This is a genomic window from Agromyces sp. NPDC004153, assembly GCF_053603635.1.
In genome coordinates, this window is record NZ_JBSGFY010000002.1 from 898,903 (window position 1) to 925,036 (window position 26,134).

The window sequence follows — 26,134 nt, forward strand, 5'->3', positions numbered from 1 at the left end:
GAAGGGCCGATCGATGATGGAGTCCATCAGCGTCGTGGATGCGCTGTGCGCTCCGTCAGCGGCTCCCGTCGACGGTGGCGCCGGCCGTGACCACGTCGGGCGGGGTGAGCGTGTGCGACGTCGACGCCGCGGCCGAGGCGTACTCGAACTCGCCGGGCTTGCGCGTCACGCCGCGCGCGACGAGGAGCGCGAGCGCGATGCCGAGCACGCACCAGATGCCCATCGCGATCGACGACCACGAGAACGCGTCGGCGAGCGCGGCGGCCTGGGACGCCCCGTCCGCCACCTGGTTCGCGGTGACCGAGCTGTACACCGACGCGACGATCGCGGTCATCACGGCCGCGCCGACGTAGCGCGCCATGTTCGAGACGCCCGACGCGGCGCCGACCTCGCGCGGCTCGACGCAGGCCGTCGAGATCGACGAGCACGGTCCGTTCTGCAGGCTCATGCCGGCGGCGACGCCCACGAGCGGCAGCACGAAGAGGGCGTATGTCCAGTTCTCCTGCACGAACGCCAGCGCGGCGAACGAGACCGACATGATGACGAAGCCGACGGCGATGGTGGTGCGCGCGCCGATCCTGCCGACGATCGGCGTGATGAGCGGCGCGAGCACGACGGCCGTCGCCGCCACCGGCAGCGTGGCCAAGCCGGCCTGGAAGGCGTCCATGCCGAGCGTCGACGGGTCCTGGAAGTAGAGGCTGACGATGTACATGATCGCGTTGATCGTGCCCGAGCCGAGCAGGATCGACAGCGTCGCGCCGACCAGGATCTTGTTGCGCAGCAGCCCGAGGTCGAGCAGCGGCGCCTTCACCCGGCGCTCGACGACGACGAACCCGATCGTGGCGGCCACCGTGATGGCGAAGCATCCGAGCGTCGGGAGCGACAGCCAGCCCCACGCGCTGCCGTTCGTGAGCGCGAAGATGAGCGGCGCCAGGATGGCGGCGATGAGCACGGTCCCCGTCCAATCGATCGACCGCGGCCGGGTCGGGTCGCTGGACTCCTGCACCGCGAGGAGCGTCACCGGGACGCACGCGGCCGCGATCGCCGCGTCGATCCAGAAGAGCCCCTGCCAGCCGAGCGTCGACGCCAGCAGGCCGCCCACGAGTGGACCGGCGGCGGCGCCGATGGCGGATGCCGCGCCCCAGAGGGTGACCGCGCGCAGTTGCGCCGTGCCGGTGTTCGACGCCGACAGCAGGCTCATGCCGCAGGCGAGGATGGTCGCGCCGGCGGCGCCCTGGATGCAGCGGCCGGCGATCACGCCGAGGCCCTCCTGCGAGACCGCGATGAGCACGCAGGACGCGATGAAGAGGAACAGGCCGCCGAGGAAGATCCTCCGCCGCCCGAACACGTCGCCGAGCGAGCCCGAGGTGACGATGACGGCCGCGCCGACGAGCGAGTAACCCGTCACGGCCCACTGCAGCGTCTCCGTCGACGTCCCCGTGTCCGCCGAGATGGCCGGGATCAGGATCGACACCGCCGAGGTGTTCGCGTTCACCACCAGCGCCGAGACCGACGTGGCGATGAGCGCGCCCGTCGCGTAGCGCTGCGAAGTGGTCGAGGTCGTTCCCGTATCCCCCATGAGGACTTCCTACCACCGCGACGGATGCCGCGACCAGAGCGTCACCCGCGTCGCCGTGCCGACCCCATCGACCGCGCGATGGGCAGCCCGCCGCCGTGCCCCGTGAGCCCGCCGTCGACGGCGATCTCGGTGCCCGTGACGTACGAGGCATCCGCCGACAGCAGGTGCGCGATCACGGCCGCGACCTCCTCGGGGCCGCCGGCGCGGCCGAGCGGTGTGGCCTCGAGATTCACCTCGCGGAAGTCGTCGGGTGCGCCGGCGGTCATGGGCGTCTCGATGAACCCGGGGCTGACGAGGTTGACGCGGATGCCGCGGGGCCCGAGCTCCATCGCCGCCGTCTTCGTGATGCCGCGGAGCGCCCACTTGCTCGCGCCGTAGGCGATGCCGTAGTGCGCCATCGTGCCGGCGACCGAACCGACGTTCACGATGGATCCGCCGGCCCGCATGAGCGGTGCGAGCGCCTGCATGCCGAGCGCCGGGCCGACCGAGTTGACGGCGAACGCCTGCGCGAAGTCGTCGGCCGTCACGTCGAGGAGGCGTGCGCGGCGGGTGATCCCCGCGGCGTTGACGAGGCCGTCGAGGGTGGGCGTGTGATCGCCGGCGTCGCCGGTGCGGGCCCGGCTGGACGCGCCCTCGGCGCCCCCGAGACGTGCGGCGAGCTCAGCCCACTGCGCGCGATCCGCGACGTCGAGCACCACCCGCTCCACGAGGTCGCCGCCTCCGGCGAGGTCGTCCCAGGCGAGGTCCGCGGCGACCACCCGAGCCCCGGCCGCGGCGAGCGCGTCCACAGTCGCCGCGCCGATCCCCGACGCCGCGCCCGTGACGACGTACCGGTGTCCTGCGTGCGTCTCCATCGGCGACCCCTTCCGCTCCGAACGGTCCGGTTCCATGGTGTCGTGTGCCGGGCGTCGTGATGCCGTGCATCACGAATCACGATGATCGGCGCCGGCGCCCGTCCGTACGCTGGCGGGAGGCACTCGACGAGGAGCAGGAGACGCTGATGGCCGACACCGACGACCACGTGCGCTCCGACCTCGCGCCCGCACGCCTCTTCTCCTGCGCCGGGCAGGTCGCGATCGTGACCGGCGGCTCCTCGGGCATCGGCCGGGCCACGGCGGAAGCGCTGGCCGCCGCCGGCGCGCGGGTGCTGCTCGTCGGACTGCCCGAGAGCGATCCCGGAGGCGCGGCCGCCACCCTCCGCGGACAGGGGCTCGACGTGCACGGCTTCGGCACGGATGTCACGGCCGACGGCGCCGCGGAAGCCGTCGTCGCGGCGGCCCTCGACCGCTGGGGTCGACTCCACACCGTCGTCGCGAACGCCGGCGCCGCGCTCGACGAGCCCGGGCCGATCGACCTCGACGCCCTCGACCGGATGTACGCGCTGCATGTTCGATCGGTCGCGGCGCTCGCGAACGCCGCCGTGCCGGTCATCGCGGAGTCCGGCGGCGGAGCGTTCCTCGTGATGTCGAGCATCGCCGGGCTCCGCGGCAACCGGGTGCTGTCGGGCTACGGCATGACGAAGGCGGCGAACGCGCAGCTCGCCAGGAACCTCGCCGTGCAGTGGGGACCGCACGGCGTGCGCTCGAACGCGATCTCGCCCGGCGTCATCGAGACGGCCTTCGCACGGCCGATCACCGAGGATCCGTCGCTCGCGACCGTGCGGCGCGAGCGCACCCCCCTGCGCCGGTTCGGACGGGTCGAGGAGGTCGCGGGCGCGGTCGTCTGGCTCGCGTCATCCGCCGGCGCCTTCGTCACCGGCCAGAACATCGTCATCGACGGTGGGACGTTCGTCACCGATTGACTCGACGACTGCCCACCCCCACCGACACCCTGCTTGGCATATTGGAGACAGCCGCTTCCGATGGAGGACTGCCGTGGCCGATCTCAACGTTCTCGCCCAACGCCACCTCGACGCCGCGCTCGCGGACGAGCACGGTCGCAGCGCGGAGCTCATCCTGCGCGACGGACCCATGCGCCAGACGATCATCGCCCTCCGCGACGGCGTCGAGCTCGCCGAGCACAACTCCCCCGCCGCCGCCAGCCTGCAGGTGCTGGTCGGGAGCGTGCGCGTGACCGGCCAGGACGTCACCGACATCCGCGACGGCCGCATCGAGGTGCTGACCCATCACCGGCACGCGGTGCTCGCGCTCGAGGACGCGGTGTTCCTGCTCACGACCGTGACGAGCGTCGAGGGCAGCGTCGGCGGCCCCGAGCGGGCGCGCTGAACTCACGCCACCGGGCCGCCCGAGGCTCGCAGCGCCGCCCGCGCCGCGGCGATCGACGGAGCGGCCTCGCTGCCTCGTCGGAGCGCGAGCCGGATCGTCCGTGCGCTCCCGCTCGGTTCCAGGGCGCAGCCGGATGCCTCGGCGGAGACGATCGCCGGCAGGAACGCGACCGCGCGCCCGTGTGCGACGAGCCGCGCATGGAGGAGCACGTCGGTCGACTCGAAGCCGACGTTCGGCTCGAATCCGGCGGCACGACAGGCGGCCACGGCCCACTCGCGGGAGCGGGTCCCCGGCGGCTCCATCGCCCACCGCGCGTCGGCCAGGCCGGCGAGCGCGGCCGCGCCACGCGCACGCGGTGTCGCGACGAGCATCGCGTCGTCGAGCAGGTGCTCGGTGCGGATGTTCGTGATCGGCGCCACGGGTGCGCCCGGGTACTGCTCGTACAGCACGAGGTCGACGTCGCGCGCGAGCAGCGCTGGCAGCCCGTGCTCGGCGTGCACGTGCAGGAACGAGACCTCGACGTTGGGATGTTCGGCGGCCAGCCGGTCGAGCGCGGCCGGGATCAGCGTGTGCGCGGCGGACTGGAACGCGGCGATCCGCACGTGCCCCGAGACATCCGTGCGGCTCGCGGCGATGGCCGCCTCGGCCTGCTCGAGCTCGAGCAGCACGCGCTCGGTGTGGGCGACGAGGAGCTCAGCGGCATCCGTCAATCGCACCCGCCGACCCACGGGCTCGAGGACCGGCACGCCGACCTCGCGCTCGAGGATCGCGAGCTGGTGCGAGATCGCCGACGGGCTGTACCCGAGCGCCTCGCCGACCGCGGCGAGCGTGCCGCGGTGCTTGAGCTCGCGGAGGAGACGAAGTCGATGGAGGTCGTACATGTCGCACCATTCGATCTGCTTCATCGATACCGATGACTTACATGCTATCGATCGATGAGTCGTGCCTTCGTATCGTCGATGCATGACCGATCTGCTTCCCACTCGTACGCCGCACACGCTCGCGATCGACGCCGACCGCCTCTGGGCCTCGCTCATGCAGCTCGCTCGAATCGGCGCCTACACGGATGCCGCGACCGGCCTCGTCGGCGTCGACCGCCAGTCGCTCACCGACGCGGACGCCGAGGGGCGGCGCCTGCTCATCCGCTGGATGGAGGACGCCGGCCTGGAGGTGACCGTCGACGAGCTGGGCTCGATCTTCGGCCGCCGCGAGGGCCGCGAGCCCGACCTCGCGCCGGTCATGGCCGCCTCGCACATCGACAGCGTCGCGACCGCGGGCGCGTTCGATGGATGCCTCGGAGTGCTCGGTGCGCTCGAGGTCGTGCGCAGCCTCGACGACGCGGGCATCACCACTCGTCGGCCGCTCGTCGTCGCGGCGTTCACCGAGGAGGAGGGCGTGCGGTTCGGCACCGACATGCTCGGATCGGCCGTCGCCGCCGGCCGCCTCACCCTCGAGTTCGCGTACGACCTCGTCGACTCGGCAGGGCTGCGGTTCGGCGACGAGCTCGAGCGCATCGGATTCCGCGGCGACCGGCCGGTGCGGCTCGATGCGCCGCACGCCTATGTGGAGTGCCATATCGAGCAGGGTCCGGTGCTCGGGCAGCAGGGGTTCGCCGTCGGCGTCGTGACCGGCGTGCAGGCGATCTCGTGGCAGCGGGTCACGATCCACGGCCGAGCGGCGCACGCCGGCACCACGCCGACCGAGCTGCGCGTCGACGCCGGACTCGCCGCGGCTCAGGTGGTCGTGCACGTCCGCGAGATGGTCGACTCGGGCCGCTACGGCCGCCTTCGAGGAACCGTCGGGCATCTCAGCGCCTCCCCCGGACTGCCGAGCGTCGTGCCCGACCGCGCCGAGCTCACGGTCGACCTCCGCAACCCCGACGACGCGCTCATGGCCGCGGCCGAAGCCGATCTGGCCGCGTTCCTGGACGCCCTCCCCGAGCGGCAGCCCGGTCTCCGCGTTGAGGCGGAGCGCATGGCGAAGACCACCGCGGTGCCGTTCGATCCTTCGGTGCAGGACGCGATCGCGGATGCCGCGGCGGACCTCGGCATCCCGACGATGCGACTCTCGTCGGGCGCCGGACACGACGCCCAGGAGATCGCGGCCATCGCGCCGACCGCGATGGTGTTCGTGCGGGGGCAGTACGACGGCATCAGCCACAACCCGCGCGAGTACTCGACGCCCGAGGACTGCGCGGCGGGCATCGCGGTGCTCGGCACCACGCTGCTGCGCCTCGCCGAGGAGGTCGGCGCATGACCGACGCGTACTGGAACCCCGCCGCCCGCGCCTGGCGCACCGAGCGGCCGAGCGAGGTCATCGAGTTCCACCGGACCCTGCCGGGCTACCGTCCGTCGCCGCTCGTCGACGTACCCGAGCTCGCCGCCGAGCTCGGCGTCGGCCGCGTGTTCGTGAAGGACGAGAGCTCCCGCCTCGGGTTGCCCGCCTTCAAGATCCTCGGGGCGGCCTATGCCGTCGCCCGTGCGCTGTCTGCCCGGGTCGGATCGCCCGGCCGAGCCCTCACGCTCGACGAGCTGCGGTCGGCCCTCTCGGAGGCTCCCCCGGTGCGGCTCGTCGCCGCGACCGACGGCAACCACGGGCGCGCCGTCGCGCACACGGCGCGGCTGCTCGGCCTGCCCGCGCAGATCTGGTTCCCCGACGGACTCACGCCCGAGGCGAAGGACGCCATCGCGGCCGAGGGCGCCGAGGTCGTCGAACTGGCGATCCCGTATGACCACGTGGTCGCCGCCGCCACGCGCGCCGCGGAGGAGGCGGGGCCCGATGCCGTGCTCATCCAGGACACGGCCTGGCCGGGCTACGAGCAGGTGCCGCAGTGGATCGTCGACGGGTACTCGACGCTGTTCGAGGAGGCGGACGCGCAGCTGGCCGAGCTCGGGGTCGTGGCCGGCGCGGAGCTCGTTGCGGTACCCGTCGGGGTCGGCTCGCTCGCGCAGGCGGCGGTGCGGCATCATCGGTCGGGTGGCGGCGGTGGCGGCGCTGGTGGGGGCGGCACCCCCGCGCCGATCGTGCTGAGCGTCGAGGCGAGCGCGGCCCAGCCGATCATCGCGTCGCTGAACGCCGGTGATCTGGTGAGCGTGCCGACGAGTCACACGGTGATGTCGGGCCTCAACTGCGGCACGCCCTCAGAGATAGCGTGGCCGGTGCTGGCGGCGGGCCTCGACGCGGCCGTCACGGTCGACGAGGAGGAGGCGATCCGCGCAGTCCACGACCTGGAGGCCCTCGGGATCGACTCCGGTCCGTGCGGCGCTGCCACGCTCGCGGGCGTGCGCCGCCTGCTCGCCGACGATCGCGCCCGGTCGGCGCTCGGCGCGGACGCGACGGTACTGCTGCTCTCGACCGAGGGTCGACAGGCGAACCCGCTGCCCGAGGAGGATCGATGAGCGGCGGGCGGGCGGGCGGCCCCAATTCCGGTTCCGGCTCCGATTCCGGCTCCGGCTCCGGCTCCGGCTCCGACTCCGGCTCCGGCTCCGGCTCCGAAGAGCTCGAGCTGCTCCGCGACCTCATCGCCATCGACTCGGTCAACACGGCCCTCGTTCCAGGCGGCGCGGGCGAGGCCCGGATCGCCGACGCGGTCGTCGCCTGGCTCTCCCCGCGCGGCTTCGAATGCCGTCGGCTCGAGGCAACGCCGGGGCGTCCGTCGATCGTGGCCATCGCCCGCGGCACCGGCGGCGGACGCAGCCTCATGCTCAACGGCCACCTCGACACGGTGTCGCTGGCGAGCTACGACGGCGACGGGCTCGCGCCCGTGGTGCGCGACGGACAGTTGCACGGTCGGGGCGCGTACGACATGAAGTCGGGACTCGCCGCGATGATGGTCGCCGCCGCGCGAGCCCACGGCGGCCCGCACCTCGGCGACATCGTGCTCGCACTCGTCGCCGACGAGGAGCACGGCAGCCTCGGCACCGAGGAAGTGCTCGAACACGTCGTCACCGACGGCGCCGTCGTAGTGGAGCCGACCGGGCTCGACCTCGTCACATCGCATCGCGGATTCGCCTGGGCTGTCGTGACCGTCCACGGACACGCCGCGCACGGCTCCCGGCCCGACCTCGGCGTCGATGCGATCGCGAAGGCCGGGCGACTCCTCACCGCGATCGACGAGCTCGGCGCCCGGCTCGCGGTCGGCCCGCGGCATCCGCTGCTCGGCACCGGCAGCGTGCACGCCGGCACCATCGTCGGCGGCGCCGAGCCGTCGAGCTACCCCGACGCGTGCACGGTCACGATCGAGCGGCGCACGGTCCCCGGCGAGGACCACCTCACGTTCGAGCGCGAGCTCCGGAGCATCCTCGACGAGCTCGAGCGCACGGATGCCGCGTTCCGCGCCGAGCTGGCGATCAGCACGCATCGCGGCACATTCGAGGCCGACGCGGCATCCGAGATCGCCGCCGCCGTCGGTGCGAGCTTCGGCGAGGTGACCGGTCGTGAGCCGGCGCGTCGCGGCGAACCCTTCTGGACGGACTGCGCACTCCTCGCGGCGGCCGGCATCGACACGGTCATGTTCGGCGTCGACGGGGCCGGCGCGCACGCGGCCGACGAGTGGGTCGATCTCGCGTCGCTCGCCACGGTCACCGCCACGCTCGAGCGGACGATCGCGCGGTACGTGGGGTGAGCGGCGCGCCGTGTCGAGGCCTCGTCCTGTCGGCACTCGGTATTCTGTTCGATTTTATCTGCTACTTCTCGCACCCAGCTTCGAATGTATCTGCTAGAATGAACCTACTCGTGCCGGAGTGAACGAACTGGAGACAGTGATGCACCCGCTCCTGCACGAGAACGATCGACCGTGTTGACCGCGGATTCCGCGTGGACCACGGGAGTCGTGGCGACTGCGCGATCCGTTCCGAGCGCGAAATCCGCGACGTCGAGGTCCGACTCGACGGCAGGCACGGCAGTGGCAACCGGTCTCGACCTCATCGTCGACCGGCTCGCCGAAGCGACGGCTGCGCAAGCCGATGCCAATCGGGCCCTTGCTCGTCAGTGGATCGCGTTGGCCGAACTGATGCGGCTCGCTCGCGCGAATCCGCACGTCTACCTGCGCTCCGAGGGAATGGCTCGAGCCGACGCGCTGGAGATGGCGGAAGACGCCGCCGCGTACGACGCGGGGCTGCGCCTCCAACTCTCGGCCAACCAGGTGCGCTCCATGGCCCACGATGCGCAGGTGCTCGAAGACCGGCTGCCCGCGTTGCACGGCGCATTCGTCGCCGGACTCACCACCGTCGGGCACGTCAGCGCCGCCGTCGACCTCGTGGCGGGATGGACCGACGATACAGCCCTGCGAGCCTTCGACGAGCAACTGACCGCGTCGGCATCCACGACGACCGTGTCGGCGTTCCGTGCGCGGGCGCGGCGCCTCAAGGAGCGATTGCTCCAGGAGTCCCCCGAAGACCGTCACACCAGGGCGTTCGCCGACCGCCGCGTCTGGGTCGAGCGAGCCGACGACGGCATGGCCTACCTCCATGCACTGGTCGCGGCACCCGACGCCGTCCGGATCATCGAGCGGCTGAACGCCACAGCACGCGCGGAGCAGAAGCAGACGCGGGCCGGCGAGCCGGGCTGGCGTTCCCGTGATCAGATCCGGGCCGACCTCGCGGTCGGATGGCTCGCAGGCGACGGCACGCCGACCGCGGCCAAGGTGCGTCCGATGCTGCTCGTCCCGATGCTCTCCCTGCTGGGTGAGGGCGACGAGCCGATCGAGCTCCCGGGATACGGCAGCATCGATCGGCACTCGGCGGCGCGCCTCTTCGCGAAGGCTCCATCCTTCCGGCGCGTCGCCACCGATCCATTCACCGGCGAGCTCCTCGAGTACGACCGCACGCGGTATCGGCCGACGAAGGCGCAACGCGACTGGGTCGCGCTCCGCTTCGAGACCTGCATCGATCCCACCTGCTCGCGTCCGGTCCACGACTCAGACGTCGATCACCTCGAGGAATGGGTTCGCGACATGGGGTTCACGAATCGCGACAACCTGTTCCCGCTCTGCGAGAGCGGCAACCGCCGCAAGAATCTGAGCCGAGTCGCCTATCGACGACTCCCCTCTGGGAACGTGTCGATCACCACGCCGACTGGGCATACCGTCATCGCCGACCAGCCTCCATTCTGATCGGACGCACGGACCGTGGGCCTCTGGGGCTGCCTCACAACCGCACCAAGCCCGCGGCGGGCGAACTGACGCGCGCGGATTCCCTCGATCGAGTCATCCACGGCGTGACGAGCGCGTCAGCCGACGGAGGCGTCGGTCGACTGGTCCATGACGTAGATCACGAGACCGTTGGGATCGCGATACGTCGCCAGCTTTCCGCCCGGGATCTCGGCCGGTTCAGCCAGCACGTCGAGCCCCACCGGCGCGTCGGCGTGGAACCGATCGACGCTGTCGACGACGAACACCGGTCCGGCGGGGGCGTCGGGATCATTCGCGTCGAGCATGAGCTGCACGTCGGTGCCGGGCATGCCGAGCGCGACGGTGGTGTCACCCTCGCGCCACACCTCCTCCGCGCCGAACGCGTCGCGGTAGAGGGCCAGTGAGGCGGCCAGGTCGGAGGTGGGCGCCACTAGGAACTCGAGCTTCATCGCGCGGCCTTTCCGTGTGTCGTAACGTGACTTGCCCTCAGCATAACGGCATTATGGTGTCATGCGCGGGTGGATTCCGGTCTCGACGTCCCCGAAGGGACGACTCGTGCTGGCCGCCGCCCGCGAGTTCGGCTCACGACCCTTCGACGACGTGACCGTCGCCGACCTCGCTCGAGCCGCGGACGTCACCACCGGCGCCCTCTACCATCACTTCGACGGCAAGCTCGGGATCTACGCGTTCGTGCGCACCGACGTGGAACGCCGGGTGCTCGACCGCATGGAGGGCGCTGCGGCGGCCCTTCCCGGTGGCTCGGCGAACGCACGCATCGGTGCTGCGATGGCAGTCGGCTTCGACTTCGCGACCCGGGCCGGATTCGCCCGGATGCTCGCGGAGCCGCCCATCGGCGACGCGGACGACGCCATCGCGGGCGCGCTGGCCGAGCTGTGCGCGCCTCCGTCCGCCGAACTCGGCGCGATGCTCGCCGCCGCCTGGCGCGCTGCCGTCGGGGCGGTCGCAAGGGGCGGCGACGCCGCGACCGTGCGCGAGGCGTTGAGCCGACTCTCCGCGAGTTGAAGGCCGAGGAACTACGCCCGCGCGAACACCGCGGCGAGCGCCTGACCGCCACCGATGCACATGGTCTCGAGCGCGAGTTCGCCGTCGAGGGCGGGCAGCTCGTGCGCGAGCGTCGCGAGCATCCGGATGCCGGTGGCGCCGATCGGGTGGCCGATCGAGATGCCGCTCCCCCGCGGGTTGAGCCGCGGGTCATCTGCGTCGAGGCCCCAATCGGCCAGGCACGCGAGCACCTGCACGGCGAACGCCTCGTTGAGCTCGATGACGTCGAGGTCGTCGAACCCGATCCCCGCCCGCGAGAGCGCCAGGTTCGCCGCCGGCACGGGCGCGACGCCGAAGCGCAGCGGATCGTTGCCCGCGACGGCCCACGAGACGAGGCGCAGCATCGGCTGCAGCCCGAGCTCGCGAGCGCGGTCGGGGGTCGTGACGACGCAGGCGGCGGCCGCGTCGTTCTGGCCGCTGGAGTTGCCCGCCGTCACCGTGGCGTCGGCGTCGCGGCGGCCGAGGATGGGCCGCAGCGCGGCGAGCGCCTCGAGCGTCGAGTCTGCCCGCGGATGCTCGTCACGATCGACGACGACCGTGCCCCGACGACCCTCGACCGCGACGGGCACGAGCTCGGCGTCGAACGCGCCCGACTCCTGCGCGGCGACCGCCCGCCGGTGCGACTGCAGCGCGAACGCGTCCTGCGCCTCGCGCGAGATGCCGTACTCCGCACGCACCAGCTCCGCTGAGCCCACATTGCCGTCAGGCGTCGGGAAGCGAACGCCGCCGACCGTCTCCCGGCCACGCGACAGCGCATCGCGCAACAGCAGCCCGGCACCCGCGATGCCGCGTCGACCCTCGACCGTGTAGAGCGGCGCGTTCGACATCGACTCGACGCCGAGCGCCACCACGGCATCCGAGACGCCGGTCTGCACCTCCATCGCGGCGTTGAGCACCGCCTGCAGACCCGATCCGCAACGACGGTCGAGCTGGTAGCCGTTCGTCGTGACGGGGAAGCCCGCGTCGAGCGCAGCGACACGGCCGATCGCCGGCGCCTCCATGGTCGGGTAGCCCTGGGCGCCGATGACGCCGTCGATCGCCTCGGGGTCGACGCCCGTGCGCTCGAGGAGCGCGCCGAGGACGGTCGTCGCGAGCCCGAGCGCCGGAACCGAGGCGAGCGCGCCGCCCATGCGACCGACGGGGGTGCGCAGCGGGGCGCAGATGACGACGTCGCGGAGTTCGGCCATCAGGCGCCCACGGCGAGCTCGTCGGCGACCGTGAACGGCGCGCCCGTGGCATCCGTCACCTGCTCGACCGTCACGCCGGGCGCGAGCTCGACGAGCACGAGCCCGGCGCTGGTCACGTCGAAGACCGCGAGGTCGGTGATGATGCGATCGACGCAGGCCTTGCCCGTGAGCGGCAGCGTGCACTGCTCGACGACCTTCGCGGAACCGTCCTTCGCGACGTGCTCCATGACGACGATCACGTGCTCGGCGCCGTTGACGAGGTCCATCGCGCCGCCCATGCCCTTGACCATCTTGCCGGGCACGGCCCAGTTGGCGATGTCGCCGCCCGACGAGACCTGCATGGCTCCGAGCACCGCGGTCGTGATGCGCCCGCCGCGGATCATGCCGAAGCTCGCGGCCGAGTCGAAGTACGCCGCGCCGGGAAGCACGGTCACCGTCTCCTTGCCGGCGTTGATGAGCTTGGGATCCTCCTCGCCCTCCCACGGGTACGGGCCGACGCCGAGGATGCCGTTCTCGGAGTGCAGCACGACCTCGACGCCCGCGGGCAGGTGGTTCGGGATGAGCGTCGGCAGTCCGATGCCGAGGTTCACGTACGAGCCGTCCTCGAGCTCGCGGGCTGCGCGGGCGGCCATCTCGTCGCGGGTGAGCGGCATCAGCGGGCCTCCTCGGGCTGGTCGACGATAATTCGATCAGTTCCGGATGCCGCAGGCCGCGGCCGCACGGTCACCTTCTCGATCGGCAGGTCGGTCGCCTGCTCGGGCGTCAGCACGATCACGCGGTCCACGTAGATCCCCGGCAGGTGGATGTCGTCGGGATCGAGCACGCCGGGCTCCACGAGCTCGTCGACCTCGGCGATCGTGATGCGCCCGGCCATGCCCGCGAGCGGGTTGAAGTTGCGCGTCGACTTCTCGAAGCGCAGGTTGCCGTGCCGGTCGCCCACGGCGGCGCGGACGAGCCCGTAGTCGGCGCGGATCGCCTGCTCGAGCACGTACTCGCGTGACTTGCCGAAGACGTCGAACGGGCGCAGCTCCTTCGGGTCGCTCGTGAGCGCGACCGAGCCGTCGGGCGCGTACCGCAACGGCATCCCACCCTCGGAGACGGCCGTGCCTGCCCCCGTCGCGGTGTAGAACGCGGGGATGCCGACCCCGCCCGCGCGCAGCCGCTCGGCGAGCGTGCCCTGCGGGGTGAGCTCGACCTCGACCTCGCCCGACAGGTACTGTCGCGCGAACTCCCGGTTCTCGCCGATGTAGCTCGCGATGACCTTGCGGATGCGTCCGGCGGCGAGCAGCTCGCCGAGCCCCCAGCCGTCGACGCCGCAGTTGTTCGAGACGACCTCGAGGTCGCCGATGCCGCGCGCGAGCAGCGCACGGATGATCGTGATCGGCACGCCCGACAGGCCGAACCCGCCGACGGCGAGCGACGACCCCGAGGGGATGTCGGCAACGGCCTCGTCGGCCGACGCGTAGGTCTTGTCCATGGGTCCTCCGGAAGTCGGGAAGTCAGGCGGTCAGTCGTTCGTGTCCGGCGACGCCGCGGCATCCTGCTCGGCGAACACCTCGCGCATGATGGCGAGCGCGCTGTTCGATGCGGGCAGGCCCGCGTAGAGCGCGGTGTGCAGCAGCACCTCGGCGATCTCGTCGCGCGTGAGCCCGTTGCGCAGCGCTGCGCGCACGTGCATCGCGATCTCGTCCTCGTGGCCGCCGGTCGTGAGGCTCGCGAGCGTCGCGATCGATCGCTCGCGACGCGTCAGGCCGGGCCGGTCCCAGATGTCTCCCCACGCCGTGCGGGTGACGAAGTCCTGGAACGCCGCCGTCTCGGGCGTCGTGCCGGCGATCGCGCGGTCGACGTGCGCGTCGCCGAGCACCGCGCGGCGCACGGTCATGCCGTGGTCGTGCACGACGGATGCCGCAGCCGCTCGCTCGGCGGCACCGACGTGCTCCGCGACGAGCTCGGCCACGGTCGCGGGCTCCTCGAGCACGGCGAGGTGCGACGCGCCGTCGAGCGCGATGTGCCGCGCGCCGGGGATGTCGTCGGCGAGGTCCTGCATCGACGCCGGCGTGGTGACCGCGTCGTGCTCGCCGCTGATCGCGAGCGTCGGCACGGCGAGCGCCGCGAGGTCGGGAGTGCGATCGAAGTCGGCGAGCGCCTCGGCGCAGCACGCGTACGAGGCGTCGTCCACGTCGACGAGCGCGGTGAGCGTGCGCGCGCCGGGCCCGCCCGCGTCGCGATCGAGGAAGCCGGGCGCGAACCACCGTCCGGCGCTCGCGGTCACGAGCGACGCGGTGCCGCTCGCCCGCACCTGCGCCGCGCGGTCGGCCCAGCCCTCGGCCGTGCCGATGCGCGCGCCGCTGCAGCTCATCACGAGGCTCTGCACGCGCTCGGGGTGCGCGACCGCGAGCTCGAGCGCGATCGCGCCGCCGAGCGAGACGCCCGCGACGTGGAACCCGCCCCCGCCGGCCTCGTCGACGACCGCGAGCACGGCCTCGGCGAGTTCCGGGATGCTGACGGGACCGGGCACGGCCGGGCTCGCGCCGTGCCCCGGCAGGTCGATGCGCAGGATGCGCAGCCCCGCCGTGCGGGGGTCGGCGCGCAGGGCGGCGACGACGCCGTCCCACAGCGTCGTCGCGGTACCGAGCGACGGCAGCAGCACGAGCAGCGGATTGGCCGCGTCGGGTTCGGTGCCCGGGGCGAACGAGCCGAGGAGCCGAGGGACGGTCATGCGCGGGCCTCCTGGTCGGCGAGGCGGGTGAAGCGGGCGACGGCGCGGTCGACGATGCGATCGGATGCCGCGGCGACCACGTCGCGGTCGGGACGCTCGCCGGCCGGTCCCGACGCCGCGAGCACGGCTGCGGCACGGTCGGCGTCGAACTCGAGGCCCGCCACGAGGCGGAACGCGGACGCGGACGACGACCGCGCGAGCCGCACGAGCCTCCGGAACGCCGACCACTCGGCGTGCCAGCGACCGGCGGGCCGCTCGTCGCCCGCGACCGCCGCGTGCGCGATCACGGAAAGCAGCCCCGGCGCCTCGACGGCCGCGGCCGTGATCGCCACCGCATCGACGGGATTGCGCTTGTGCGGCATCGCCGACGAGCCGCCCGCGTCCGCGAGGAGCACCTCGCCGACCTCCTCCCGCGAGAGGAACGTCGCGTCGCCCGCGATGCGCCCGAGCGCGGCGACGACGTTGGCGGCCGCGGATGCCGCGGCGAGCACTGGCGTGCGCTCCGCGTGCCACGACCTGCCGGGGTCTGCGAGCCCGAGCCGCGCGGCGAGCTCGGCGCGGACCTCGTCGGCGGCGCCCGGACGCCCGGCCGCGGCATCCGCTGCCGTACCGGTGCCCACCGCACCGCCGAACTGCACCGGGAACGCCACGGCGTCGATCGCGGCGACGGCCGAGGTCACGCCGTCGAGCCACCTCGCGGCGAGGACACCGAGGGTCGACGCCTCGGCGTGGCGGGCGAGGGAGCGGGCGATGCGCGGGCTGCGCCGGGCGACTTCCGCCCGCTCGGCGAGCCGACGCCCCGTCTCGACGAGGAATCGCCGCGTCTCGGCCAGTGCATCGCGGGCCACCAGCATGAGCGCCGTGTCCACGACGTCCTGGCTCGTCGCGCCGAGGTGCAGCCGGTCGGCGGCGAGACCCGACGCTTCGAGCTGCGCCCGCAGCGCGGGCACGAGGGCGACGACGGGCACGCCGTCGCGGGCGACGCCGGCACGCAGCGCGTCCCGGTCGAGGGCGTCGGCATCGAGCGCGTCGGCCTGCTCGTCGAGGAACTCGTCGAGCACGCTCCCCCACGTCCGCAGCAGCGCACGCTCGACCTCGACGAGCGCCGCGAGCACGGCGTCGTCGTCGGTGCCGGTCGCGTCGGCGCCACCCGGATCGATGAGTCCCCAGTCGGTCATGCCCTCATCCTCGTCACACCTCGGTGCCGTAGTCGAGGAACACGGTCTCGCCGTCGCCCTGCAGGCGGATATCGAACCGGTAGGAGCGGGGCGCGTCGGAGCGGGCGACGAGCGTGTCGCGGCGGTCGGCGTCGACCCGCGACAGCAGCGGGTCCGCGGCGTTCGCCTCGGGTTCGTCGTCGAAGTACGCGCGCGTGAAGAGGTGGTGCAGCACGCCGCGGGCGAAGAGCGCCACGACCAGGTACGGCGCCGATCCCTCGCGGGCGGCGCCCGGCTTCAGGGTCGTGAACGAGTAGTGGCCGTCGCGGTCGACGGCGGCGCGGCCGTAGCCGCTGAAGCCGTGCTGGTCGCGCGCGAACGAGCCGCGTTCGGTCGACGGCCGGCCCGCGGCATCCGCGCCCCAGATCTCGACGATCGCGTCGGGGATCGGATCGCCCGCGCCGTCGAGCACGGTGCCGTGCACCCGGATCGCGTCGGGCTGCCACGGCGCCCGCACGTCGGGCCCGCCCGGGTACGGCAGCGCGTAGCCGAAGAACGGGCCGACGGTCTGCGACGGGGTCAGGCCGGGAGCGTGCTGGGACAGCGATTCCTCAGGCATGGTCCGCGTCCTCCGGTTCCATCCACGTCGACTTCGGGCCGGTGAGCACCACGTCCCACCGGTAGCCGAGCGCCCACTCGGGCTCCGACACGTCGTGGTCGTACCTCGCGACGAGGCGCTCGCGCGCCGCCGGGTCGACGATCGACTGGTAGATCGGGTCGAGCGCGAAGAGCGGGTCGCCCGGGAAGTACAGCTGCGTCACGAGGCGCTGCGTGAACGCCGTGCCGAAGAACGAGAAGTGGATGTGCGCGGGCCGCCAGGCGTTCCGGTGGTTCTTCCACGGATACGCGCCCGGCTTGATCGTCGTGAGCCGGTACGAGCCGTCATCGCCCGTGATGAGGCGTCCGACGCCCGTGAAGTTCGGGTCGAGCGGCGCCGGATGCTGGTCGCGCTTGTGCACGTAGCGCCCGGACGCGTTCGCCTGCCAGATCTCGACGAGCTGGTTGCGCACGGGCCGGCCGTCGCCGTCGAGCACGCGCCCCGTGATGACGATGCGCTCGCCGAGCGGCTCGCCGACGTGCTGGATCGTGAGGTCGGCCTCCTCGGGCGACACGTCGGTGTGCCCGAACGCGGGTGAGACGAGCTCGATCTCCTCGGGGTCGGCGCGCACGAGCTCATGCGTCGGATGCCGCAGCAGCGTCGACCGGTACGGCGCGAAGTCGCGGCGCGGGTGCGCGGCGAGCGGTGCGCCGGCGGATGCCGCGGCCTCGCGCTCGCGGCCGTGCCGGTCGGCGATCTCGTCGCTGATCGTCGCCTGCGTCAGCTCGGGCTGGGGTGCGGGTCGTTGCATGGTCACTCCGTGGTGAAGGGAAGGCCGGCGTACTGCTCGGCGAGGCTCTGGAGGGCGGCATGCGAGCCGGTGACGTACTCGAGCTGGCCGACCTGGCTGCGGTAGCGGAACGCGCGCGCCGAGGCATCCGGGACCTCGTGGTGCACGTGCAGCATCTCGGTCATCCACTGCGAGAAGTGCTGCACCTTCCACTGCCGGGCGAGCGCGCGGTCGCTGTAGCGCGCGAGGCCGGTGTCGTCGCCGGCGCGGTGCTCGAGGATGCCGCGGGCGAGCAGCGCGACGTCGGCGATCGCCGAGTTCAGGCCCTTCGCGCCCGTCGGCGGCACGATGTGCCCCGCATCGCCCGCGAGGAACATGCGGCCGTGCTGCATCGTGGATACGACGAAGCTGCGCATCGGCGTGATGGACTTCTCGGTGATGGGGCCTTCGCGCAGCTCCCAGCCGTCGACGCCGAGGCGCGTCTGCAGCGCGTCCCAGATGCGGGCATCGCTCCAGTCGTCGATCGACTCGTCGGGTGCGACCTGCACGTACAGGCGCGAGACCTCGAGCGAGCGCATCGAGTGCATGCCGAAGCCGTCGCGGTGCAGCGCGTAGATGAGGTCGTCGGTCGAGGGCGGCACGTCGGCGAGGATCCCGAGCCAGCCGAACGGATACGCGCGCTCGAAGACCTCGATGCCGCCGTCGGGGATGCTGCGACGGCACACGCCGTGGTAGCCGTCGGCCCCCACCACGAAGTCGCACTCGAGCTCTTCGGTGACGCCGTCCTTCGTGTAGATGACGGTGGGACGCGAGCCCGTGACCCCGACCGGCTCGACGTCCTGCGCCTCGAACACGACCTGCGAGCCGATGCGCTCGTGCTCGGCGAGCAGGTGCTTCACGAGCGCCTGCTGGCCGTAGACCGTGACCGTGCGGCCCACGAGGTCGACGAAGTCGACGTGGTGTCGCTGGCCCTCGTACTGCAGGTAGATGCCGTGGTGGGTGAGGCCGCGCTCGCGCAGGTCGGCGTCGAGGCCGTGCTCGGCGAGCAGGTCGACCGAGCCCTGCTCGAGCACGCCGGCGCGGATGCGGCCGAGCACGTGCTCCCTGGTCTGGGCCTCGAGGATGACGAACGGCACGTCGGCCTGCGCCAGGAGGTGGCCGAGCATCAGCCCGGCAGGGCCGGCGCCGATGATGGCCACGGAGGTGGACTGTCGCACGTGGGTACGCCTCTCACGTCGTCGGGAAGGACGTGACGAGGATGCCGCGGTGCCGCGGCATCCGGAACCGCACTTCCGCTCAGTGGAAGAAGTGGCGAGACCCTACTCGCCGGGGGTCCGATAGCCCAGCGCCGACGAGATCCCGCGTGCGGCCATCCGGACGCCCAGCGCGAACTGCGGCTCCCCCACGCGCTCGACGTGGGCGATGACGGACACCGCCGCGACGACCTCGCCCGTGGCGTCGCGCACGGGCGCCGCGACCGAGAACGCGCCGCGCGTCAGCTCCTCGACCGAGGTGGAGATGCCGAACGAGCGGATCTCGGCGAGGCGCCGGCGCAGCTCGCGCTCCTCGGTGAGCGTGTTCGGCAGGTACTTGCGCGGCTCCGACGCGAGCACCTCGTCGAAGACCTCCGTCGGCGCGTGCGCGAGGAGCACGAGTCCCACGCCCGTCGCGTGCAGCGGCAGGCGCGAGCCGACGTCCGAGATGACGGAGACCGCATCGGGCCCCGACAGCCGCTCGAGGTAGATCGCCCCGAGGCCGTCTCGGACCGCGAGGTGCACGTGCTCGGTCGTCGCCTCGAGCAGGTCCTCGAGGTACGGCATGGCGATGCGCCGGAGCCGCATCGCCGTGGGCTGCCGCACGCCGAGCCGCCAGACGCGCATGCCGATGCGGTAGCGGCTGTCGTCGCCGCGCACGAGCCCGCCCCACTCCGCCCACTCGGCGACGAGCCGGTGGGCGGTCGACAGCGGGAGGTTCGCGCGGGCGGCGATCTCACTGAGCGAGAGGTCCTCACGGCCCTGGAACGCGTCGGCGATCGCGAAGAGCTTCTCGGCGACGGAGCGGCCGTCGCTGCCTCCACCGGCCATGCGCACATCGTATGCCTCGGGTGTGTATCAGACTGATCGATCCGAGGCATCATCAGATTCAGCTTCCCTGATGCGCCCTCCTCGCCGAGAGTGGATGCAGTGCCGAAGCGGCACGCACCATCCTGCGGCTCGGCGCCGCCACCCGGAACGAAGAAGGATCGACGATGATCACCCTCCTGTCACATCTCTCGCACGTCGAGATCGCGGCACCCGACGTCGAGGCGTCGGTCGCGTTCTACGAGGAGCGCCTCGGCCTGCGCGAGGTCGGCCGCGACGGCGGCAAGGTCTACCTGCGCTCGTGGGGCGACTACACCCACCACAGCGTCGTCATCTCGGAGGGGCCCGAGCCGGCCCTCGTGGAGATCGGCTGGCGCACGACGAGCCCCGAGGCCCTCGAGGAGGCGGCGCGTCGCGTCGAGGAGGCGGGAGTCACGGGCGAGTGGTCGGACTCCGGCCCCGGTCGCGGCCGCTCCTACGTCTTCACCGGCCCGTGGGGCCACACCATCCGCCTCGCGTGGGACGTCGAGCAGTATCACGCCGAGGACGAGCACGCCTCGGTCTTCCCCGACCGCCCCGAGAAGCGGTCCAGCGTCGCGGGCGCCCCACGCTTCCTCGACCACGTCACCATCGCGGCATCCGACGTGAAGGCCTTCGCGAAGTGGCACCACGACGTGCTCGGCTTCCGCATCATGGCCTACACGGAGCTCGACGAGGCGCCCGTCACGGTGTTCGCGGTCATCACGACCAACGAGAAGTCGCACGACCTCGGCGTCGTGCTCGACAGCTCGTCGCGCCCCGGCCGCATCAACCACTACGCGTTCTGGGTCGACACGCGCGAGGAGCTCCTCATCGCGGCCGACGTGCTCATGGAGAACGGCGTGCACATCGAGTACGGCCCGTCGATCCACGGCATCGGCGAGCAGTCGTTCCTGTACTTCCGCGACCCGAGCGGCCTGCGCATCGAGGTCAACACCGGCGGGTACCGCAACTACGTGCCCGACTGGGACGCCAACACCTGGAAGCCGTCGACGGGCTCGAACAACCTCTACCGCAACGGCGCCATGCCGATGTCGATGACCGAGTCGTTCCCGCCCGACGAGGGCCACCCGACCGCCACGGAGGAGGGCATCGTCCCCGGCACCGAGGAGGCGCTGCTCAACCCCTACGGCAAGCACGGCCAAGGCTGATTCGCAGACAGCCGGCACGACGGCGGCCCCGGCCCGATACCCATGATCGGCCGGGGCCGCCGTTCGCGTCCCAGCGGGTGACGGATGCCGCGGGCGCGCGCTCACCAGGCGGAGACGTACTCCGACACCGCCTCGGGCAGCGTGCCGCGCACCACCGGCAGGCCGCGGGTCACCGCCTGCGCGATGCGCTCGCGCAGGGCATCCGACTCGATGCGGTAGTCGACGAAGTCCGCGTCGCTCGCGTAGACGCCGATCGGCAGCGTGAGCGCCTGGAAGAACGAGAAGAGCGGGCGGAACTGGTGCTCGATGATGAGCGCGTGCCGGTCGCTGCCGCCCGTGGCTGCCAGCAGCACGGGCTTGTCGATGAGCGAGTACTGGCCGACGAAGTCGAACACGTGCTTGAACAGCCCGGTGAAGCTCGCGCGGTACACGGGGCTCGCGACGATGAGCAGCGTGGCCGACTCGATGCGTCGCAGCGCCTCCTCGGCGGCGGGGCTCAGCTCGTCGCGCCGCAGCGCGCCGGCGAAGTCGCGCCCGATCCCACCGAGCTCGATGAGGTGCGGCTCGACGGCCACGCTGCTCGGCACAACCCGCTCGACGGCCGTCGTGAACGACGCGAGGAGCTCGGTCGCGAGCACGGTGGTCTTGGAGGGTGCGTGCAGGCTGCCCGACACCGCGACGATCGAAACCACGCCAGTCATGGGCCGACCGTACGCCCGCTCTCGACCGGTACGGACCCGGGCTCGTCGCAGAGCGTCAGCGGGCGACGCCCGGGGTAAGACGGCGCAACGCGACGCCATGAACGGCGCCGAGCACACGACCCGGTGCGATGTCGGTGGTTGCTGAGATCATCTCAGCATGACCACGATCGACCCCATGCGCACCGACCCCATGCGCACCGAGTCGGCGCCCACCGAGCTGGCGCAGACCCGTCAGCTCGTCGTGGGCGACACGCTCGTCAACGCCGCGGGTTCCGAGTACGAGGTCACCAAGCTCGCCCGGCTCGGCCGTGGCATCCGCGTGCACTACGTCGCCGGCGACGGCCGCCAGGGCCGGTTCACCTCGGCGCCCGAGGCGATCGTGCGGCGACGTGTGACCCAACGCGCCGAGCGCGCGTCCTGATCAGGCAGGACGCGCGCTCGAGCGCCGGTCGGAACACCGATGTCAGGCGGTGCGGAAGAACTCGTTCGCCCGCGCCGAGAACAGCAGCAGCAGGCCGATGAGGGCCAGCGCGCCGCCGATGAGCGACGACCAGAGCAGCGCGGGGTGCGTGAACATCGTCAGGATCGCCGTGCCCAGGTTGAGCGCGAAGACGATCGCGACGATGATCCTCGCCGCGTTGTTGCCCCGGAAGAGGCCGAGGCTGACGATGATGATGATGGCGCCGACGATGATGTTCGCCCACGCGACACCCGCTCCACCGCCTTGGGCGCCGAACAGGATGAGGATGCCGGTGAGGATCTGGAGGGCTCCAGAGATCCAGGCGAGAACGGCGACGAGGGTGACTCCCCCAGGACGAGGACCTGCCACGATGGCTCCTTTGCTCACAGTGAGGTGCGTGGGCTCAACGTACTGCGAGGATGCCTCGCGTCCGATGAGCAACGCCGCGACGGCGTGTCACCGGTGCCGCCGCGTCAGCGGGCCGGCGCGAAGAACGTCGCCAGGACGTGCCACGGATGCCGCGGCATCCGTCAGATCACTCGTCGGCCCTTGCTCAGCACCGGGTCGACGAAGCCCGACCCGTGGTCGAGCTGGTAGTCGAGGTTCACCGCGGCATTGATGAGCGAGAGGTGGCTGAACGCCTGCGGGAAGTTGCCGAGCTGTTCGCCCGTGAGCCCGATCTCCTCGGCGTAGAGGCCGAGATGGTTCGCGTAGGTGAGCATCTTCTCGAACACGAGCTGCGCCTCGTCGAGGAACCCCGATCGCGCGAGCGCATCGACGTACCAGAACGAGCACAGCGTGAAGGTGCCCTCCGACCCGCGCAGCCCGTCGGGCGATGCGCTCGGGTTGTAGCGGTAGACGAGGCTGTCGGAGACGAGCTCATCGTCCATCGCCTCGAGCGTCGAGAGCCACATCGGGTCGCGCGGCGCGATGAAGCCCATGAGCGGCATCACGAGCAGCGACGCGTCGAGCACCTCGGTGCCCTCGTACTGCACGAAGGCCCTGCGCTCGTCGTCCCAGCCCTTCGCCATGACCCACTCGTAGATGGCGTCGCGCTGCTCGCGCCATCGCAGGATGGGCGCCGGCCGACCCCGCGACTGCGCGAGCCGGATGCCGCGGTCGAGCGCGACCCAGCACATGAACCGCCCGTACGTGAACTTCTTCGGCCCGCCGCGGGTCTCCCAGATCCCCTCCTCGGCGGTGTCCCAGTGGTCGCAGACCCAGTCGAGCAGCCGGCTGAGCTGCGTCCAGCCGACGTGCGGCAGCTGCAGGCCGTGGGTGTCGGCGAGGTGGATCGAGTCCATCGCCTCGCCGTAGATGTCGAGCTGCAGCTGGTCGGCGGCGCCGTTGCCGATGCGCACGGGCGCCGACCCGCGGTAACCCGAGAAGTGGTCGAGCGACTCCTCCACGAGGTCCGACGAGCCGTCGACGCGGTACATGATCTTGAGCGGCCCCGACGTGTCGCCGACGCTCTCGTGCACGCGCTGCATGAGCCACTCCACGAACTGCTCGGCCTCCTCGGTGTAGCCGAGGCCGAGCAAGGCGTACACCGAGAACGAGGCGTCGCGGATCCACGTGTAGCGGTAGTCCCAGTTGCGCTCGCCGCCGACCTGCTCGGGCAGTCCCGCCGTCGGCGCGGCGACGAGCGCCCCCGTCGGCGCGTACGTCATGAGCTTCAGGGTCATGGCCGAGCGGGCGACCATCTCGCGCCAGCGCCCGCGGTAGGTGGAGCGCTCGTTCCACTCGCGCCAGTAGCGCCGGGTCTCGAGGAACATGTCGAACAGCTCGTCGTGCGTGATGCGCTTCGGCGGCACGCCGCCGGACTCGAGCATCACGCCCGTCATCTCGCCAGCGTTGAGCGAGCCCGTGATGCGCACGCCCTGGCCGGCGATCTCCCCCCGCCCGGCACGCTGACCGCCGTGCATCACGAAATCGCCCACGCGGTGCAGCGTCAGCGCCTGGTCGGGCGACCGGAAGACGACGCCCTCACCCTCGACGGCCGAGAAGTCGTGCGCCTGCCGACCGTAGTCGAACCGGGGCTGCACCTCGGCGACGAAGTCCAGTGTCCCGCGCACCACGCGCAGCATCCGCACGAGCCGGTGCCGGTCGGTCGCGGGCCCCTCTGCCACGGGCATGAAGTCGATGAGCTCGCCGACGCCCTGCTCGGTCATGAACCGTGTCACGAGGATCGCCGTGTTCGGGAGGTAGAGCTGGCGCGAGACGTAGTCGTCGGTCGCGGGGCGCACGCTGCAGTAGCCCCCGCGCTCGGCGTCGAGCAGCGACGCGAACACGCTCGGCGAGTCGAACCGCGGGCAGCAGAACCAGTCGATGGTGCCGTTCGAGTCCACGAGCGCGGCCGTCTGCAGGTCGCCGATCAGCCCGTGGTCGGCGATGTTCGGATACGTGTCGGCCATGCGCCAGCCCCCATTCCCCAGCGCCATGTTCTCATGGCGGCCGCGACGGGCTCAGGGCCGCGTTCGGGTGTCAGGCGGGCGAGTCAATCCCGCGGCAGGAACGCATGGTGCATGAGCGACCACGCCCGCCGCGCGACGGCGGGGCGCTCCGCGGCATCCGCCCGCGAGATCACGTCGGCGAGCATGGTGATCGCGAGCAGCACGTCGGCCGTCTCGACGTGCGCGCCGAGGCGGCCGGCAGCCTGTTCTCGGGCGAGCACGCGCTCGACGATGCCCGCCAGCTTGTCGCTCAGGTGCGCGACGCGTTCGTCGTGGCGGTTGTGCCAGATGAGGTCGATGAACGCGGTCGAGACCACGACCTGGCCGATGATCGCGTCGAGCAGGTCGTCGAGCGTGGCGTCGTCGGGCTCCACCGCGACCGCGAGCTCGTCGAGGTTCTCGTCGAACACGGCGACCGCGAGCGAGAGCCGGTCGGGGAAGTGCCGGTAGAGGCTGCCCTGGCCGACCCCCGCCTTCTTCGCGACGGCGCTGAAGGGCGCCTGCAGTCCCTCGCTCGCGAACACCTCGCGTGCGGCCGCGATGAGGGCGCGCCGATTGGCAGGTCCGGCGCTCGGCCCGCGATTGGGCTTGCGCTCCGCTCGGATTCCCTTCCCACGCTCAGGCACGGGTGTTACGTTACTACCGGACAAGGATGTCCGGTAGGTTCCGGACGAGCCCGAAGAGAAGGAAGCACCCCCCATGAGCACCCCCAAGCCCCTCACCGGCGACGACTCCATCAAGACCTGGCTCGAGCACCCGGTCGGCGGCCCCATCATCCGCGACATGCTCGCGCAGGCCGGCCAGGACCCGAGCGTGCTGCGTCCCGTGTACCGCCTCGCGCTGAAGCGCCTGGTCAAGCTCAGCAAGGGGCAGTTCAGCCAGCAGATGGTCGACGATCTCGTGGCGCGGGCAGCCGCCGGCGACGTGCCCGTGGGCGCGCCTGCCGCCGCGGTCGAGGCCGATGACGCCTCCGATGAGGCGGTGGCGGATGCCGCGGGCACGCCGGTCGAGCGACCCGAGTGGATCGAGCGCCTCGACCAGGGCCGCTTCGCGGGCAAGACTGTCATCGTCACGGGCGCGGGTTCGGGCATCGGCCGCGCCACCGCGTCGCGCATCGCCCGCGAGGGCGGCCGCGTCGTGGCCGTCGACGTGTCGCAGGAGCGCCTCGACGAGTTCGCCGGGGACCACCCCGGCGCCGACGTCGTGACGCTCGTCGCCGACATCACCGACGACGCGAAGGTCGCCGAGATCGTCAGCGCCGCAGGCGAGCGCATCGACGGCCTCGCCAACATCGCCGGGATCATGGACGACATGACGCCGATCGGCGAGCTCACCGACGCCGTGTGGCAGCGCGTCATGCGCGTGAACGTCGACGGCACCATGAAGCTCATGCGGGCCGTCGTGCCGACGATGCTCGCGCACGGCGCCGGCTCGATCGTGAACACCGCGTCCGAGGCGGCGCTGCGCGGCTCGGCGGCGGGCGTGGCCTACACGGCTTCGAAGCACGCTGTGGTCGGCCTCACGAAGTCGACCGCCTTCATGTACGGCCCGAGCGGGCTGCGCGTGAACGCCGTGGCCCCCGGCCCGACCATCACGAACATCGAGGCGTCGTTCGCGTCGCCCCTCGGTGCCCAGCGGGTCCGCCAGGCGATGGCGATCCTGCCCGACGCGGCCGAGGCCGAGGCGCTCGCGGCATCCATCACGTTCCTGCTCTCCGACGACGGCGTGAACGTGAACGGCGTCGTGCTCGCGTCCGACGGCGGCTGGTCGGCGGCGTAGGCCGGCCCGCGCGACGACGGCGT

The 26,134-nt window shown here is 72.1% G+C and carries 27 protein-coding genes; 10 read left to right on the plus strand and 17 right to left on the minus strand.

The features are described from left to right. Positions 1–55 precede the first annotated feature (55 nt). The gene (locus ACWEOH_RS18115; protein ID WP_452033330.1) at positions 56–1,579 is read right to left on the minus strand and encodes an MFS transporter; all 1,524 of its coding nucleotides are present in this window, start codon (positions 1,577–1,579) and stop codon (positions 56–58) included. A gap of 41 nt (positions 1,580–1,620) precedes the next feature. Then, positions 1,621–2,433, minus strand: a complete 813-nt coding sequence (locus ACWEOH_RS18120; RefSeq protein WP_452033332.1) for an SDR family oxidoreductase — start codon at positions 2,431–2,433, stop codon at positions 1,621–1,623. 146 nt (positions 2,434–2,579) lie between these two features. On the opposite strand from ACWEOH_RS18120, the gene ACWEOH_RS18125 reads away from it, so the two are divergent. Together ACWEOH_RS18125 and ACWEOH_RS18130 are read left to right on the plus strand one after the other, a co-directional pair. Beyond that, positions 2,580–3,380 carry an SDR family NAD(P)-dependent oxidoreductase gene (locus ACWEOH_RS18125; protein WP_452033334.1) on the plus strand — a complete coding sequence of 267 codons (801 nt, stop codon included), beginning with the start codon at positions 2,580–2,582 and terminating at the stop codon, positions 3,378–3,380. A 73-nt stretch (positions 3,381–3,453) separates the two neighbouring features. Further along, positions 3,454–3,804, plus strand: a complete 351-nt coding sequence (locus ACWEOH_RS18130) for a cupin domain-containing protein (protein ID WP_148734594.1) — start codon at positions 3,454–3,456, stop codon at positions 3,802–3,804. Between the two features lie 2 nt (positions 3,805–3,806). Here the strand turns inward: ACWEOH_RS18130 and ACWEOH_RS18135 are convergent, their stop codons facing one another. After that, positions 3,807–4,685, minus strand: a complete 879-nt coding sequence (locus tag ACWEOH_RS18135; protein ID WP_452033336.1) for a LysR family transcriptional regulator — start codon at positions 4,683–4,685, stop codon at positions 3,807–3,809. A gap of 82 nt (positions 4,686–4,767) precedes the next feature. Between ACWEOH_RS18135 and ACWEOH_RS18140 the strand changes: the two genes are divergently transcribed. From ACWEOH_RS18140 to ACWEOH_RS18155, 4 genes are all read left to right on the plus strand, one after another. After that, positions 4,768–6,060, plus strand: coding sequence for a hydantoinase/carbamoylase family amidase (locus tag ACWEOH_RS18140; RefSeq protein ID WP_452033338.1), 1,293 nt, complete (start codon positions 4,768–4,770; stop codon positions 6,058–6,060). Then, positions 6,057–7,202, plus strand: a complete 1,146-nt coding sequence (locus ACWEOH_RS18145) for a diaminopropionate ammonia-lyase (RefSeq protein WP_452033340.1) — start codon at positions 6,057–6,059, stop codon at positions 7,200–7,202. Before ACWEOH_RS18140 ends, ACWEOH_RS18145 begins: the two co-directional genes overlap by 4 nt. After that, positions 7,199–8,428 carry an ArgE/DapE family deacylase gene (locus ACWEOH_RS18150; RefSeq protein ID WP_452033342.1) on the plus strand — a complete coding sequence of 410 codons (1,230 nt, stop codon included), beginning with the start codon at positions 7,199–7,201 and terminating at the stop codon, positions 8,426–8,428. Before ACWEOH_RS18145 ends, ACWEOH_RS18150 begins: the two co-directional genes overlap by 4 nt. 279 nt (positions 8,429–8,707) lie before the next feature. After that, a complete protein-coding gene (locus ACWEOH_RS18155) occupies positions 8,708–9,916 on the plus strand; it encodes a DUF222 domain-containing protein (protein ID WP_452033344.1) in 1,209 nt (402 codons plus the stop codon). A 116-nt stretch (positions 9,917–10,032) separates the two neighbouring features. Here the strand turns inward: ACWEOH_RS18155 and ACWEOH_RS18160 are convergent, their stop codons facing one another. Next, positions 10,033–10,383 (minus strand): VOC family protein, encoded by a 351-nt coding sequence (locus ACWEOH_RS18160; protein ID WP_452033346.1) that lies wholly within the window; start codon positions 10,381–10,383, stop codon positions 10,033–10,035. Positions 10,384–10,444: 61 nt separating this feature from the next. On the opposite strand from ACWEOH_RS18160, the gene ACWEOH_RS18165 reads away from it, so the two are divergent. After that, entirely contained in the window at positions 10,445–10,957 is a 513-nt protein-coding gene (locus ACWEOH_RS18165; protein WP_452033347.1) for a TetR/AcrR family transcriptional regulator, read from the plus strand. A gap of 11 nt (positions 10,958–10,968) precedes the next feature. Here the strand turns inward: ACWEOH_RS18165 and ACWEOH_RS18170 are convergent, their stop codons facing one another. The 9 genes from ACWEOH_RS18170 to ACWEOH_RS18210 form a co-directional block, all read right to left on the minus strand. Beyond that, on the minus strand, positions 10,969–12,183 hold the full coding sequence (locus ACWEOH_RS18170) for an acetyl-CoA C-acetyltransferase (protein WP_452033348.1): 1,215 nt from the start codon (positions 12,181–12,183) through the stop codon (positions 10,969–10,971). Beyond that, entirely contained in the window at positions 12,183–12,836 is a 654-nt protein-coding gene (locus tag ACWEOH_RS18175) for a CoA transferase subunit B (RefSeq protein ID WP_452033350.1), read from the minus strand. The genes ACWEOH_RS18170 and ACWEOH_RS18175 overlap by 1 nt, the downstream gene beginning before the upstream one ends. Beyond that, positions 12,836–13,660: a CoA transferase subunit A gene (locus ACWEOH_RS18180; protein WP_452033352.1), complete on the minus strand. Its 825-nt coding sequence runs from the start codon at positions 13,658–13,660 to the stop codon at positions 12,836–12,838. The genes ACWEOH_RS18175 and ACWEOH_RS18180 overlap by 1 nt, the downstream gene beginning before the upstream one ends. Before the next feature lie 30 nt (positions 13,661–13,690). Beyond that, complete coding sequence (gene pcaDC / locus ACWEOH_RS18185) at positions 13,691–14,902, minus strand: bifunctional 3-oxoadipate enol-lactonase/4-carboxymuconolactone decarboxylase PcaDC (RefSeq protein WP_452033354.1); 1,212 nt, start codon at positions 14,900–14,902, stop codon at positions 13,691–13,693. Then, the gene (locus ACWEOH_RS18190; RefSeq protein WP_452033356.1) at positions 14,899–16,080 is read right to left on the minus strand and encodes a lyase family protein; all 1,182 of its coding nucleotides are present in this window, start codon (positions 16,078–16,080) and stop codon (positions 14,899–14,901) included. The genes pcaDC and ACWEOH_RS18190 overlap by 4 nt, the downstream gene beginning before the upstream one ends. Before the next feature lie 13 nt (positions 16,081–16,093). Beyond that, on the minus strand, positions 16,094–16,678 hold the full coding sequence (gene pcaG, locus ACWEOH_RS18195) for a protocatechuate 3,4-dioxygenase subunit alpha (RefSeq protein ID WP_452033358.1): 585 nt from the start codon (positions 16,676–16,678) through the stop codon (positions 16,094–16,096). Further along, complete coding sequence (gene pcaH, locus ACWEOH_RS18200; RefSeq protein ID WP_452033360.1) at positions 16,671–17,468, minus strand: protocatechuate 3,4-dioxygenase subunit beta; 798 nt, start codon at positions 17,466–17,468, stop codon at positions 16,671–16,673. The genes pcaG and pcaH overlap by 8 nt, the downstream gene beginning before the upstream one ends. 2 nt (positions 17,469–17,470) lie before the next feature. Next, positions 17,471–18,664, minus strand: coding sequence for a 4-hydroxybenzoate 3-monooxygenase (locus ACWEOH_RS18205; RefSeq protein ID WP_452033362.1), 1,194 nt, complete (start codon positions 18,662–18,664; stop codon positions 17,471–17,473). Between the two features lie 102 nt (positions 18,665–18,766). Beyond that, on the minus strand, positions 18,767–19,531 hold the full coding sequence (locus tag ACWEOH_RS18210) for an IclR family transcriptional regulator (RefSeq protein WP_452033364.1): 765 nt from the start codon (positions 19,529–19,531) through the stop codon (positions 18,767–18,769). A 164-nt stretch (positions 19,532–19,695) separates the two neighbouring features. On the opposite strand from ACWEOH_RS18210, the gene ACWEOH_RS18215 reads away from it, so the two are divergent. Next, entirely contained in the window at positions 19,696–20,718 is a 1,023-nt protein-coding gene (locus ACWEOH_RS18215) for a VOC family protein (RefSeq protein ID WP_452033365.1), read from the plus strand. A 101-nt stretch (positions 20,719–20,819) separates the two neighbouring features. Here the strand turns inward: ACWEOH_RS18215 and msuE are convergent, their stop codons facing one another. Next, a complete protein-coding gene (gene msuE, locus ACWEOH_RS18220) occupies positions 20,820–21,419 on the minus strand; it encodes an FMN reductase (protein ID WP_452033367.1) in 600 nt (199 codons plus the stop codon). A gap of 157 nt (positions 21,420–21,576) precedes the next feature. Between msuE and ACWEOH_RS18225 the strand changes: the two genes are divergently transcribed. Continuing rightward, positions 21,577–21,840 carry a hypothetical protein gene (locus ACWEOH_RS18225; protein ID WP_452033369.1) on the plus strand — a complete coding sequence of 88 codons (264 nt, stop codon included), beginning with the start codon at positions 21,577–21,579 and terminating at the stop codon, positions 21,838–21,840. 42 nt (positions 21,841–21,882) lie between these two features. Here ACWEOH_RS18225 and ACWEOH_RS18230 read toward each other — a convergent pair whose 3' ends face one another. From ACWEOH_RS18230 to ACWEOH_RS18240, 3 genes are all read right to left on the minus strand, one after another. Then, positions 21,883–22,248 (minus strand): hypothetical protein, encoded by a 366-nt coding sequence (locus ACWEOH_RS18230; RefSeq protein ID WP_452033371.1) that lies wholly within the window; start codon positions 22,246–22,248, stop codon positions 21,883–21,885. A 161-nt stretch (positions 22,249–22,409) separates the two neighbouring features. After that, entirely contained in the window at positions 22,410–24,293 is a 1,884-nt protein-coding gene (locus tag ACWEOH_RS18235; RefSeq protein WP_452033373.1) for a glycoside hydrolase family 15 protein, read from the minus strand. 83 nt (positions 24,294–24,376) lie between these two features. After that, positions 24,377–24,958, minus strand: a complete 582-nt coding sequence (locus ACWEOH_RS18240; protein WP_452033374.1) for a TetR family transcriptional regulator — start codon at positions 24,956–24,958, stop codon at positions 24,377–24,379. 73 nt (positions 24,959–25,031) lie between these two features. Between ACWEOH_RS18240 and ACWEOH_RS18245 the strand changes: the two genes are divergently transcribed. After that, positions 25,032–26,111: an SDR family NAD(P)-dependent oxidoreductase gene (locus ACWEOH_RS18245; RefSeq protein ID WP_452033376.1), complete on the plus strand. Its 1,080-nt coding sequence runs from the start codon at positions 25,032–25,034 to the stop codon at positions 26,109–26,111. Positions 26,112–26,134: the final 23 nt, after the last annotated feature.